The 13,838-nt window shown below is 48.8% G+C and carries 11 protein-coding genes; 4 read left to right on the plus strand and 7 right to left on the minus strand.

The genetic code is table 11. The annotated features are described in order from the left end of the window. Positions 1 to 4: 4 nt before the first annotated feature. Genes ACYVD4_RS24455 through ACYVD4_RS24475 form a run of 5 tightly spaced genes read right to left on the minus strand, consistent with a single transcriptional unit; the run spans position 5 to position 4,804 of the window. Positions 5 to 733: an ABC transporter permease gene (locus ACYVD4_RS24455; protein WP_460950203.1), complete on the minus strand. Its 729-nt coding sequence runs from the start codon at positions 731 to 733 to the stop codon at positions 5 to 7. A gap of 11 nt (positions 734 to 744) precedes the next feature. Beyond that, positions 745 to 1,602, minus strand: coding sequence for an ABC transporter ATP-binding protein (locus ACYVD4_RS24460; protein WP_460950205.1), 858 nt, complete (start codon positions 1,600 to 1,602; stop codon positions 745 to 747). Further along, positions 1,586 to 2,470 carry a SagB family peptide dehydrogenase gene (locus ACYVD4_RS24465; RefSeq protein WP_460950206.1) on the minus strand — a complete coding sequence of 295 codons (885 nt, stop codon included), beginning with the start codon at positions 2,468 to 2,470 and terminating at the stop codon, positions 1,586 to 1,588. Before ACYVD4_RS24465 ends, ACYVD4_RS24460 begins: the two co-directional genes overlap by 17 nt. Before the next feature lie 54 nt (positions 2,471 to 2,524). Beyond that, on the minus strand, positions 2,525 to 3,829 hold the full coding sequence (locus ACYVD4_RS24470) for a YcaO-like family protein (RefSeq protein ID WP_460950207.1): 1,305 nt from the start codon (positions 3,827 to 3,829) through the stop codon (positions 2,525 to 2,527). Between the two features lie 3 nt (positions 3,830 to 3,832). After that, positions 3,833 to 4,804 (minus strand): TOMM precursor leader peptide-binding protein, encoded by a 972-nt coding sequence (locus ACYVD4_RS24475; protein WP_460950209.1) that lies wholly within the window; start codon positions 4,802 to 4,804, stop codon positions 3,833 to 3,835. Between the two features lie 603 nt (positions 4,805 to 5,407). Here ACYVD4_RS24475 and ACYVD4_RS24480 point away from each other — a divergent pair. The 4 genes from ACYVD4_RS24480 (at position 5,408) to ACYVD4_RS24495 (ending at position 9,443) form a co-directional block, all read left to right on the plus strand. Next, on the plus strand, positions 5,408 to 7,570 hold the full coding sequence (locus tag ACYVD4_RS24480) for a TonB-dependent receptor (protein ID WP_460950211.1): 2,163 nt from the start codon (positions 5,408 to 5,410) through the stop codon (positions 7,568 to 7,570). Between the two features lie 443 nt (positions 7,571 to 8,013). Continuing rightward, the gene (locus tag ACYVD4_RS24485) at positions 8,014 to 8,463 is read left to right on the plus strand and encodes a hypothetical protein (protein WP_460950212.1); all 450 of its coding nucleotides are present in this window, start codon (positions 8,014 to 8,016) and stop codon (positions 8,461 to 8,463) included. A gap of 8 nt (positions 8,464 to 8,471) precedes the next feature. Further along, the gene (locus tag ACYVD4_RS24490; protein WP_460950213.1) at positions 8,472 to 8,963 is read left to right on the plus strand and encodes a hypothetical protein; all 492 of its coding nucleotides are present in this window, start codon (positions 8,472 to 8,474) and stop codon (positions 8,961 to 8,963) included. 231 nt (positions 8,964 to 9,194) lie between these two features. Continuing rightward, the gene (locus ACYVD4_RS24495) at positions 9,195 to 9,443 is read left to right on the plus strand and encodes a helix-turn-helix domain-containing protein (RefSeq protein WP_460950215.1); all 249 of its coding nucleotides are present in this window, start codon (positions 9,195 to 9,197) and stop codon (positions 9,441 to 9,443) included. Between the two features lie 10 nt (positions 9,444 to 9,453). Here ACYVD4_RS24495 and ACYVD4_RS24500 read toward each other — a convergent pair whose 3' ends face one another. Beyond that, a complete protein-coding gene (locus ACYVD4_RS24500) occupies positions 9,454 to 12,552 on the minus strand; it encodes a lantibiotic dehydratase (protein ID WP_460950217.1) in 3,099 nt (1,032 codons plus the stop codon). 225 nt (positions 12,553 to 12,777) lie between these two features. Next, positions 12,778 to 13,776 carry a glycoside hydrolase family protein gene (locus ACYVD4_RS24505; protein WP_460950218.1) on the minus strand — a complete coding sequence of 333 codons (999 nt, stop codon included), beginning with the start codon at positions 13,774 to 13,776 and terminating at the stop codon, positions 12,778 to 12,780. Between the last annotated feature and the right edge of the window lie 62 nt (positions 13,777 to 13,838).

The following is a 13,838-nucleotide window of genomic DNA, read 5'->3' on the forward strand; positions in this document are numbered from 1 at the left end:
ATAATCAGCGGGTTGAGGTGAATCGACGGAACTGGTACAGAAACAGACCAATCCCCACAACCAGCCAGAAAATCAGCGGTGCCCAGGCCACAGACTCATCACGTAGCAGATTCAAAACCGGGTTCATTGGCGACCAGTAACTAGCGGTTTCAAACACTACGTTAATGTCGGCGATGGGGTAGAAGGCGTTGCTCAGAAACACCACGATGTAGTAGATGAAGCTGGCTGGCCCACCTTTCTGGCTTCCGCCGGAACCGTCTTTTATCGTCAGAAAAGCCGTCGCCAGCCCGATAAAGCCAAACACAACTACGCCAGCCGATACGCCTACTGCTACGTGCCCCAGCAATTCGGGGGTGATGGCCATGCCGAATGCTACAAAGGCGGTTATCAGCAGTAGCAACGTAGCAATCAGGAGCATGATAAGCTGACTGACAATCAGTCCGGTAAAGTGGGTCAGAACGGAGAACGGGAGCTTTTTGAAGTAGCGCAGAATACCTGAACTGGAGTAGTCTTTCACGGCTGGCCCGATGGCGAAAATTCCTTCTGTAGCGGCTGTCATGCCTAAAATTCCGGTCAGAATAAATGGAATGTATTCGGGGTTACCAGCGCCCCACAGATTGCCGAACAGGACAAACAGAAAATTTGGGAAAAACAAGGTGAAGAACAGCGCCTGCTTCATGCGTAACGACATGAGCAACTGGTAGAAAATGGATAGGCGAAGGGTACGTAGCATGGCGTTGACGATTAGGCGTTGATTAAATACTGGTAAACGTCCTGAAGGCGTTTGGGCGCAAACGAGAAGTTGGGCGTGCGACCTTTTACTTTGCCGAAAAAGCCCTGAAGATCAGAGACAAAGACGTGGTACGAATTGTCGTCTTCTACGTATAATTCGTTTTCGAGCAGATCGACGTTGACCTCACTTTTGCTCAGAATGATTTTCTTTTCGGCCCGGATGTACTGCGTCGAGAGCAGATTGCGGGGCGTATCGGCCAGCAATAGGTTTCCCTGATGCATGAAGAAAATCCGGTCAGCGCGGGTTTCGGCTTCCTGCCAGTCGTGCGTCGTGAACAGGATTGTCCGACAGTAGCGACGGAACACCCGTGTCCAGAGAATATCGCGCATATTGGGGTCCAGATCGGCGGTCGATTCGTCGAGAATGAGCAGTTCCGGGCGGTGCATCAATCCCAGGAATAACCCCACTTTCCGGCGTTCACCCTGTGAGAGTACCCGCAGAAATTTGTCGAGCAACGGTTCTAGTCCCAACAGGTCGAGCAGTTCTGTTTCCTGTTTGTAATACAGCCCGTAAATCGAAGAGAAGTAGTCCAGAATTTCCTTCACTTTCATCAGCCCGAAGGATGGAATCTGATCGTATACTACCCCAATCTGACCGCGTACCTGTTCGAACGTTTGGCCGCCGAACGTAACACTACCGCTGTCGGGTTTTATGTCGCCGAGGAGTACCGATAACAGCGTCGATTTACCCGCTCCGTTCTGGCCGAGCAGTGCCACCGTTTCGCCATCGTTGATCTGAAGCGATACGTCTTTGAGCAACTGACGACCACCAGCGCTGAAATTCAGGTGTTCACTATTGATTGGGAACATGGCAGCCAGGATTTTGGGGCTTTTTGCCCATGATGAGAATGTTCTGAACCGTTTCAAAAACACCATTGACGCCCAGAAACTGGTTCACTTTATCGTCTTCGTAACCGCCAACCATGCACGAACCTAGTCCGAGCGATTCGTTGAGCAGTGTCATCATCAGGCCCACAAAACCCGATTCGTGCAGTAGGAAACGGTAACCACGGTCGCCGTATTTAATCATCACCCGTTCGTAAATGCCTGTGGTGAACACCAGTGCCGACGCGTTGTTGATGTTGATGTAAGGCTCCGCCTGAATGATCGATTTTACATCGGCCAGCATATTGCCTTCCTTCAGCAGTTCGAGTTCTATGGTGTCGGGCCGGAAGTGATACAAGCCGGGTTTAACGTGGCTGTGCAACAGCAATACGTAGATTTCGAGCGGATAAAGTCCTCCCGGTGAAGGCGTGTACCGAAACGACATCGTGCCGTTGCCGTCCGAAATAGGCTCCTTCCGATTGATACCATACGCATAATTGAGCAGCACAAACAACTCGTTGAGCGACAGTTGATAACCCGGCTCGTAGTCGCGAACGCTCTGCCGACCTTTCACCAGATCGAAAAAGTCGATTTGCGGTGCCGGAATCTCTTTATAATCGGCCAGTGAAATGACCTCTCGACCAGGGTAAACTTTGTATGGCTGCACCGCCCGCTGGGTTACGTAAGGGCTGAAAAAGCTCCGTACGCTGTGTGCCAGCCGAATCTGGTCGAACTTGGTGAGTTTGCTGTTCTGGTGATAAAGCAGGGCCAGCGAATCCTGTATATTTTTTAAACCATACATGCCGCGTTCGATGGTGTCGAGGGCCTGCTTGGGGTTGGCTAATCGTTTCATGGTACGTATCGGAAAAAGTTTGGAAGACTTCGGCAACAGCGGACGTAGTAGCCTCTAAGGGAAAGGGTGGGGGAACTTGTTGAGCCCGTCGTAGTCGTGGGAGGTATAGCCCATCTTTTTTGGCACCTCATACAACCGCTTACCGCCGTGGTAGTAGAACGGATAGGCTCCGGCCAGCGCCAGCAGTTGCGGCACAAAAATCTTGATGCTGTAGAAGCCCAGTTGCCGAATGTCGGCCGTTGAAATATCTTTGAACAGTACGTTGCAACCCGCGTTTTTGAGCGCCTGTACTACGTAGCGCACCTCTTCGGTATCGGTGCGGGTCGGTTTTTCGTGAAGATCAATGTCTTTCGTTTCCGAAGCCGCCCGGTACGCATCGAATACGTGCCACATGTCGGGGCGTTTTACGTAGAAAATCGAGTGATCTTCGAAACTCTGAAGCTGGTTGTAGTTGTCGGTCGGTTGCCAGTTTTTCTTTTCGCCTAGCAGGTAACGGAAATACGTAACGCCCTGCCCAATCTCTTTCACCACTTTCTGCAACGCCTGTCCATACGTAGCGCGGGTCGACGTACCAACGGCGACAAATTTTCCAAACTCAGCTTCGCCGAAGCATATGCCGAATACACTCGGTATGTTGATATCGTACGTAATATCGAAGAAGTGCCATTCGTAACGTGTCGGGAAATTCTGGTCGATATACTGCTGAATCTCGCTCGAAATCCGAATTTTCGGCGGCACAATTTTCTGCGACCAGGTGAGAACAAAACTATCGCGTTCGATCACTTCGTAAAGACCCGTCAGCATGGCTTTGTAGCGGTTGGTATGAGCCGCCAACCCGGTCGACGTATTGGCATTGACCCAGGTCGGTTCAACGGTCCAGGGTAGGTAAATCATGCTGCCGGGGCACCAGCTATCCTGTCCCGTAGTCAGATCCGTCATCGGAAACCAGTGCAGTTCAGTATCGGCCGTGAACGGGATAATCGGCGCTTTCCGTTCCTGATAAAAAGCGTGTTGCTTCGGGTGGAACAGGGCAAATTCATCGGGATGGACTGCCGGTTTATCCAGCGTATTGTAGGTTGCTTTTACGGATTCGTTGAGGTTGTAAAACGCACAGGCATAACGCTCTACGGTTTCACCCACGGTACCCATAAACGCATCCTGCCACCCGGAACCGCAGCCGCTGCTACGTCCGCCGAATTCTTCGCCACCCAGTTCCTTGGTACGTCCCGGCCAGATGCCGTAACTGATGAGATTCGGATCGTGGTTGAGTACGGGCATGCGGGTAATGCGCGAGAGAATCCCGACTTCCGATGAGATGGCTTTCAGCGCCTTGTTGAGGTTGGTATCGATGACGTTCATGGCTTAGTTCAGGGTAACGGGTTCTAACCAGGGAGCAGGCGAGTAAGCCAGTTCAGGCTGACAGACTTCACAGAAGGGTACTTTAAGCAGGTGGTGCTTGGTGATTCGATAGCTGAAAATATCGACGCTGACGTAGGCTTTCCATGTTTCGGGAATGCTCCAGCAATGCAGGAACTTGCTGGTTTCCAGTACGGCGTAGTTCGCCATCATGTCGATCAGCATATCATAGCCGGGCAGTCGGTCAGGCTTGGCTGTCAGGCGATTTTCGCGTAAATGATTTTCATATTCCTCTGAGTAAACCAGAAAGTTGTCGTGGCTTTTGAGCCGCAGCTTCAGGCAGTTGTAGCAACCGCATTCTTCGCCCCAGAAAATAGGGCCTACTTTTAAATTGGACGCTTCCAGTCCACCAATGTAGAGCCAGGGTTTGTTGGCTTCCACGGCCAGCTCGTTGAACTGCTCCAGAAAGAACGGGTTCCAGTGATGGCCATCGACGACCAGAAAATCGCTTTCCTGCAACACCGTCCGAAGCTGTGTTTCGTCGGCTTCGGCAATGGCGGTGAACAACCGTACCTGATCGAAGCCGTACTGACCTGCTTTTTTCTGGAAAAGCTGCCCCAGCGATTTGTCGCCTACGAACGTAATGACAGGTGCTTTGGAGAGATCAATGCTATATGGATTGTCTTTCTTGATATTGAGCGTTTGGGCCAGGTCGCGGGCGTTTTCGAACGACAGGAAATTGTTGGCGTCCAGTTCCTGCAATACGTCGAAAATTTTCTCTTTCGGGTAAGTACGTTCCAGTTTCCGAACCAGTGCCGATAACGGCTGGTCGGGGTCTTTCTGCAATAGACCGGCGAGGTCAATAAACAGAGCCGCTTTTTGCTCATCCTGAAATTCGATGGCATACACATCGGTTTTGGTACGTACCTGAAAGACTCCGTTTTTCTTGTCCTCGTAGATGTCGAAGTGGTGAAGCATGATTGAAAGCGTTTAGATCGATGAACAGAAGAATGGCGGACGGGCTTTTGCGATCCCCGTCCGCCATGGAGTTGACTAATTGGTAATAGAAGCTTCTGCTTCGAAGATACCCCAGCAGCAGCAGGTACAGGTGTTACAGTTGCAGCAGCAACCAGCAGCTACGATGTGGCGATTGTCGGCATTGTTAGAGAGACGTGAAATTTTCATGGCTTCAGAAAAGTTATTGGTTGTTTGCCTACTCTGGACGGGATTTTCGGCGGCCTCCCTTGCTGTATTGTGTCATGACTACAATCGGCGTTGGTTCGTCGGATTGTGCGAAAGAGAAGCGTTGGGTTGGTGCTCGCTTTCGTGTGCCCGATTACTGAAACAAAGGTGGGCGGTGGCGTAGCGGCTATCAAAAACCTCAGGTTATAGTCTATTCCATTACAGCATATTGGGGGTTCATCCGCCTTTTTTTTTCGGTCATACCGCCCATATCAGGTTCATGACACGAAAAATAAGGTTCATACACGCTCCATTTGGGTTCGCCCGAATTAGCTGGATTACCCCCTCCCCACGGCGATAGTTTTGGTCCATCAACTCGAACAAAAACTCTCTGCCGTCATGAAATCGTCACTACTTTTCCCCCTGATGTTGCTGGCCGCCACTACGTATGGTCAGGATGCTCCCCCCACTGTCCCGACACGTAGCACCGTAATCCGGGGCACTGTTCTCGATAAAAAACATCAGCCCGTTCCGGGTGCTAATGTCTATCTGGCTACGGTCTTCGATGGGGCTTCGTCCGATACGTCGGGGCGGTTTATGTTCCGGTCGTCGCAGGTGGGTTCACAGACGTTGGTGACATCATCGGTAGGGTACACGCAGGTAGAAAAACCCGTTAGTCTGGCTGGCGATACGTTGACGCTGACCATTACGTTGCCCGACGTAGTGAATACGCTCAGCATGGTGACAATCTCGGCTGGTTCGTTCGACGCCAGTGACGAAAAACGGATGGTGATGCTCAAACCGCTCGACATTGTGACAACTGCCGGTGCAGCCGCCGACATTACAAGTGCGTTACAGATGCTGCCCGGAACCCAACGGGTAGGGGAGCAGGAAGGGTTATTTGTACGGGGTGGCTCGGCCAGCGAAACTACGACGCTTATCGATGGAATGATGGTGCAGAATCCATTCTACAGCAGTATTCCCGACATTGCTCAGCGTGGTCGATTTACACCGGGTATGTTCAAAGGAACGTCGTTCAGTACGGGCGGTTATTCGGCCCAGTATGGACAGGCATTATCGAGCGTATTGCTTCTTGAAACACAGGATAAACGTAGTTCGGAAAATAAATGGATGATTGACCTGAATCCGGCCAATGCGGCTGTTTCCTATACGCACCAGGGTTCTATAGTTGGCCGGATTTCATATACGAATATGGGGCCGTACTTTAAATTACTCCGTCAGAATGTAAATTGGGTGCAGTCGCCGGAAGGGTTAGACGGTTCGCTCGAAGTGCGGGAGAAAGTCGGGAAACACGGTACGTTGAAACTCTACGGGCTCGCCAGCGGAAGTTCGTCGGCAACAAACCTGCCCACATTCCAGAAACCCGATGACATTTACCTTTTTCAGCTACGTAACAAAAACTACTTCACCACTAATTCGTATCAGCACATGCTGGGTGATGGCAAATGGATGATCAAAGCCGGATTTTCGTACAACTACAATTACGATTATATCAACGTAGCAGATGCCAAAACGCTTGATCGTTACGACCGCCGAGTTCAGTACCGTACCGTATTGACCCGATTCCTGAAAGGCAATAATTCAATCATGATTGGGGGCGAAGTGCACTATGTGAACGTAATGAACGAGCTGATTACCAAAACATTCTCGCTCGAAGATACGTACACAGCGGGCTTTGCCGAAGGTGAATTTTATATCGGAACAAAGCTGGCGGTACGTGCCGGACTACGTGCCGAACACTCGAAAGCAATCGGTCGCTCGAATCTGGCCCCCCGTTTGTCGATGTCGTATCAGGTTGGTGCACATGGACAGGTATCGCTGGCGGCAGGTCAGTTTTATCAAACCCCAGATAAAGGTTATCTCTATCGCAATCAGAACCTGAATTTCGAAGAAGCTACGCACCTGATTCTGAATTACCAATACATGCACAACGACCGCACGTTCCGGGTTGAAGCGTATCACAAACAATATGACCAGCTCGTTCGCGAAACTAACCTGCCCGGTTATGATCCAGACCCATACCGGCCAATGTCGGCCACGACCAACAACAGTGGTTATGGTTACGCCCGTGGTATCGATGTCTTCTTCCGCGATAAAACATCTATTAAATACGGCGATTTCTGGGTTGCCTATTCATTGCTCGACACGCGCCGACTAGCTGGCAACTTTCTGGCATCGGCCATGCCTACCTACGCATCGACACACAACCTGAGCTTCGTGTATAAACACTATCTCTCGAAACCCGGCCTATCGTTAGGTGCTACGTATCGGATTGCCAGCGGACGCCCGTTCTATGCGCATGAATCATCCGAATTTCTGGGCGACCGGCTTCCGACGTATCAAAATCTGAGTGTGTCGATCAGCAAGCTATTTTTCTTCAAACGCAACTACGTAGTGCTTTACACAACCATCGACAACGTATTGGGCAGTCGTAACGTGTTTGGTTACCGTTATTCGCCCGATGGTGCTTCCCGCTACGAAGTTCGGCCACCAGCCTATCGTACCGTTTTTGTTGGTATTTCAATGAATTTGACGAAGTGAGTTTAGAGTTGGTAATTCAGTAATTGGGCAGAACCTTTGGCAGAGGGTTCTGCCCAATTCTTTAGTTTTAGTGTGTTTGTTCTGTAAAAATCAGGCAATGCCGGACGAATAAAAGTGAACCGAAAAAGCAACGTTGTTTGGAGAGTTACACACGTTTTGGTGGGTTTATTACTGACTGAGAGTCGCTTATGAAAATAAAATGCTATATTTTCGATTTACTTAACCATTAAGTGTTGTAACTTAGCTGTTAGATAAGCCTCAACATCCTCTTCGAAGTGAAACTCCTTTTTTCCTTCTTTTCAAGATTGTACGCTTTTAATGTATTGAACAGCTATAATTAATACATTGAGCTAAATCCATCAAATTTCCTGTAGTAAATTCAAGTCTATATCTTTAGGGGAATAGATTATGAATTATTTATAAACTATTATGATTGAATAAGAATGGAGTCTTTAAAACAAGTAGGTAGCCCGCCGGCAAGAATAAAAAACAATGCTGACGATTCGCTTCTTTCTTTATACGATCGGTACAGTTCGCTGGCCTATGGGGTCATTTTGCAAATCATACCTGAACAAGCGTTGGCGCAGAAGGTACTTGTCGACCTGTTTTCTTCTGAAGAGGTAAAATCATACGCGCAGGACCCTATCGCTGCAAACGGCAAATTGATTCGTTTGGCCAGAAATAAAGCGCTTGAAGCCAGGCCCGCCCATTTAATTAAGACGTTCGCCATCGATGCCTTAACCGTCAGTGATGATTTGGGTAAGCTTGTGTTTGAGTTATCGTTTTATCAGGGCTATTCCATTCCGGAAATTGCAGAAAAATTAAAGCTTCCCTCGGCGGATGTTATGAAAACGCTCTCCACCTACTTTAAGCAACACCGCACCTCAAAATAAACTTGACTTTGAAAAACTATCAATATTTGACCGAGGGCGTTCTTGAAGCCTATTTACTTGGTTTAGCTACTGAATCGGAGAAACAGGAGGTTGAACACCTACTGGCTACGGATAACGAGGTGCTGGCGCAATTGAATGAAATTGAACTCGATATGGAGGAATTTTTTATGCGTAATGCCGTTCCGCCACCGCCAGCCATCCGGGAAAAACTAGAGATCAAACTTCTTGAAACGGATATTCAGAAGTGGGTCGAACCTGAGGAATCGACTAAAAAGTCAAGAACGTCTCAGGAACGTGAATCAAATTATGTCAATGTAGAAGTTGATGATACGCATATTCGGGTGCATAAGCACTGGAAAGCGGCCTTTATTGCGGTATTCGTTTTGTCTAAAATATTCCTGATTGCAGGCTTGTATTTCTACTTCAAAGCCAGCAGTCTGGAACAGGAAGTTACCCGTCTGAAAACAGAATCTCAGCAGGTGGTACAGCCGAATCGCTGAGAAATCACTGTTTGTAAGACTCGCTGAAAATCCCCATTCTGAAACCGTATCCAACGATTCAGAATGGGGATTTTTGTGTAATCACCAGACGAATGGATGATAGTAGTGTGTCCGGCCCTCATTTTTACGCATTGGTCGAAAAGGACGCAGCATCGGTCGAAATAATTTTTAACGCTACGTTCGGCAGTGTTCTTTTGTACAAGTATTTCAACGCAAAAGAAGAGAAACGATATGGAAACGTTCGCCACCAAAATCCGCAAACTCCGCGAAGTTCATGGCTATCCGCAGGAATATGTTGCCTTTCAGATTGGCGTAAGTCAGGCGGCCTACAGCAAAAAAGAAACCGGACGTACTGAACTGTCGCTTATGGTATTGCAACAGGTATCGCAATTATATAGAATATCCTTAACTGACCTGATCAACCTCACCTGGCAGGATCTGGTCGTGATGGTTATTCAACGGGGCGGCAAACAGGCGTAGCACATGTAGCTTAGGCATTACTTGTAATGTTGGTATTGGTTTGCGCCAACCGCGAACGTACCGAATCGTAATGCTTGGCCAGACAGTGATATAATACCAGTTCATAAGCCCGTTGTTTCGACGGGAAAAGCCGATTAACACTCATGTGAATCAGACTGTTCACAATGGGGTTCAACTGGGTTACGTCAGGCGTAGATTCACTTATGTGGAGAAGCAATTCTTGTTGCTGAGACATCCAGTTTTCCTGCCCGTCGAGGAGCGGAAACGGGCGACTCAGTGCCTGCTCGATCAACGGTCGATACGTTCGATACCGTTCGTTCAGTTGCTGACGTAGCGTTGAGTCGCCATTGAATTCCTCAAAGAATCGTTCTTTCAAGTCGCTGATTAACCGATACATAGCGTCGTTGCTACGTTGCGTATGACGTAATAGCGCGTCGATCTTGTGAATGGCAAAGCCGAACCGCAGATTCTCATCGAAGGTTTCGCCGGTTTGCGCCAGAAATTGAAGTGTCGACAGACTATCATGATGAAACAACGCTTCGCAGGATTCAATTCGGTGCATACCGTAGCGTTCTAACTCCCGCTGATACGTATCGGTCTGAATTTTATGCACTTCGCCCGTTTGCACATGCGGATGCAGTGCTCGTTCGACCGCCCGAATAACGTAGTGATAAAACTCAACGTGCGGATTTCCCCGAAACCGGAGTCGCAAATGCGTATCGGAATCTTTATATCGGACAAAGTGAAACTGATTGATAATCTGCGTACTCAATAACTGTTTCACGGTTGGATATAAATCCTGCACCAGCAACGTATCGGCCACTTTTTCGCCCGTGTAAATCTTCAGATACAGCCATTCGCTACCTACTGAAAATCGACGTTGCGGCAATTCGTCCATTCGTGTCGTAAACGGCTGAATAGCCGGGGCTGTGGTATTCTGAAACGGCAGAATCAGCTCGTGGGTAAACGTAGCACCAGCCTTTCCGACCGGGCAATTACCTGAACCTGCCAGAAACTCAGTAACCCGCACCGAAAGTTGTTTCCGAAGCTCCTGATCGAGCAATCGCAACGTATCAGGCACCCGCGTATTGAGCAACAGTTCGTTATCGCCAACGGTAATGACAAACTGCTCGGGCATTCCTTTTGCTACCAGCAAATCAGGCCATTCATCCAGCTTATTGGGCGGTAAATCACTACGTTGCAGAAGCCAGGTTGCCCGACTCACAATGATGTTTCGATAGCAAACGCGCGGTAGGTAGGTTTGCTGGCTAAGCTGGCCCCAATTCCACTGCACATTCAAATGGGAATCCTGATATTGTAAATCGCAGAGGAAACGATAAATGGGCAGACCATGCTGGAAATTATGCGCGCTCGACAGGCGTGGAATCACCCGTTTATTGAGTCGTTTCGAACGTAGCACCAACTGATCGTTATGTACCGATACTACTAAATCGGTAAGAAGAATCTGGTTTTCAAGTGGTACCGATGCCTTACCCATATACGGAATTTCGTAGGTGTGCAGACTGGGCCGGGTAAGAATATTCCCTGCTCGTGAATCCGGGAAATGAACAATCTCGGCAATGATAACGTCGGGGTTATGTTGCTCTTCGTCGAGTGCGCATTGCCGTATCTGTGTGGCTAATTCAGGATTTCCTTCGCAAAAACGACTCATCAAATTTACCGCCGAAGGCCCACGCCCCGATAACAGATTGAACCTGAACTCACCCCGATCAATAGCATCGGTATCGTTAGCGAGCAACGTTCCGAAAAGGAAAAAGCCGCTGGGTGGAGTTTCGGGTTGTGTGTGTGCCTGAATCGTCTTTAAATCGGCGTCGGTCAACGTTACTTCCGAACGATTGTGACGTAGCGCATCGGCATATTTACCCAGGACAAACGACTGCCACCAGTTCCAGCCCAGCGGATCGGTATCCGACGTAGCAGACGGAAGCGTCAGGCTGTCAATGAGTGGAGAATAGCCCACACCAAGGTCGAACAGGTTTCCATACCCAACGCCACTTTCATGATCAAGTGCGTAGGCGAGGGGCACTTCTTCGTGTTCGTAACGGTCGTAGAATCGGCGTTTAAACTCCTGTAGATCGGGCGATTGATACGGTTGGTTGAGCACCATCAGCGACTCAAACTGGCGTTGAATAGTTCGGATTACCCACTGGTTGAGTTGATACGTATCGGCGGGAAAGAACGTATCGACCTGCACAACATCGGCACCGGCAGGCTGGAGGTTGTTCGTTTCGAAAAACGCCCGGATAGCCTGATAACCGTTCATGCGTTCGTCAGATTGCTTCAAGGCTTGCTCAATGCTACGTAGCGATTCAAGCAACGTATCAATTCCTTTTATGTCCGAAAGTCGTTCGAGCAGCAGACTATAGTAGCTGTCGCCAATTACGTTTGGTTCGATTTCATAAACCAGTAATTGACTATCGAGCAATTGTTCCAGATAATCGCTGGCAACATCTGACTCAGCGCCTGCGCGGATTAATAAGTCGGTTAATTCGGGCAACGTAGCACCCTGCTGAGCCCGCGCAAACAAGGCTGTCAGGTGCGTATCGACGCTCACCGAACTGATAAAATACTGTCGCTGATTGTTCTCGCGCTGCTGTTCTACGTAGCGCAACGCATCGCCAACCGGATAAAACGACGAATTTGGGTAAAGCCGAAGCTGATTCCGAATGGCGGGTATACGTAGTAGCTCCTCTTTCAGAAATAATAACGACTCAAAATCAGGGCGAACATGCTGATACGTTTGTTCGGGGCTGGGTTCAAGAATTGTTTTGTTGCCAACAGTGCCGAGTGCACAACCTGCAAAATGGCCATAGGGCGTACAGCGCGTACACATCCGGATCAGGTATTTGTGCAACGTAATGAGTAGCTTTTCCTGTTCAGGTATTGGCTCCCCCAACAGCCAACGCTGGCAGCGTTCGTAAAGCGGTTGCGATGCAACGTAGATAGCTTGCTGCACCAGTGGATTCTGGTACCAGGCCAATAAAGCCGTTTGGAGCGATTGCGATTCGAGTTGTTGGTAAAACTGGGTAAGGTAAGTGGTTGGATATGCCGGACGGCGCAACAAAAAGAAGGGGTAAGGCTGTATCATGTTGAGAATGAGCGAAACAGTTCCTCAACCATATTACAGATTCTAGCTATGCGAAGCAACCTTTCATTAATTAAATTTTAATATAGTGTTTGAGATGTTGTTTATTATCTAAGTCAATTTCTTTAAGCAGATAGAGAAGTGCTGAATTTCAGACCATAACAGTAGGAGCGATACGTAGCAGATTCGTTTTATGATTAGACCATATAGCTGATACGTAATAGTCGTTTAATGGCGTTGCGTTGGCCATTGCCAGTGCTGTAGATCGTCGCTCCAGGCAATACCTAGCGAGGCATTTTTGTCGAAATCACCACCATCTTCAGTTTGTGGGCCTGAACCGTGAAAGAGCATGACGTATTTGCCAAACGCAGGAATATGTTTCAGATTTAGAACAGCACCACCTGTTATTCTGCCTTTGGCCCAGTTCCAGTCCGATTGCCCGAGTGTAATCAGTTCGCCCCAATCCTGCCAGTTTTTTAAATCGGCTGAGCGTTTTAAGCCGATCCCATTTTTCGGCGAATGCATCAAAATGTACTGGTTATTTTCGACTAAAACGCAGGCATTTTCGCCGGATTCAGTATGACCCACGAACGTCCAGTTTCGCAAATCAGTCGAGCTCGACATGCTGACGCCATTTTGTTTATAGAAGCACCACCATTTTCCCGATACGTCTTTATCGGCTACCAGATACGGGTCGATCATGCGGCCCATCTCTTTCTCTACTACGTCAGGGCCTTTTACCCGAAGCAATTCCGGACTACTCCAATGGCGTAAATCCCGACTGCGCATCGTAAAAATTCGCGCATCACCGTTGCCATATCGAGGTTTTTGATCTGCCGTATAGTTGGGGCGGGGGTAAGTTTGCAGACACAAAACCCATTCGTTGCCCTGCCGTACTACGTTACCGGGACTGCTATAATCAAGTCGTTGATCGCGGGCGGTTAAAATGCGGATGGGTGTCCAGTTTTTGAGGTCTTTGGTCTGGCTCATGGCAACGTAGGAGTAAATTTTGTTTTCTTCCTCCGTGCGTACCAGCGTGAAAAATACGTAAAGACTATCCTGATGATATAAAAAGGCCGGATCGCGATAGGCCGTACCATCATCGCCACGAAACAGAATAGGCGAATTCAACGCGGCCAGGTAATTTTTAAGAGGTGGGTCTGCCAATACAGGTGAGGTGATGAACCCCATAAGCAGGCAAATGAGTGACATTGATTTTAAGCGCATAGGGAAGGGGTAGCTGCTGAGTTTAAACAGACTCTAGATCATCGCGAAGAACATCTAAACGG

This window comes from Spirosoma daeguense (genome assembly GCF_054776875.1).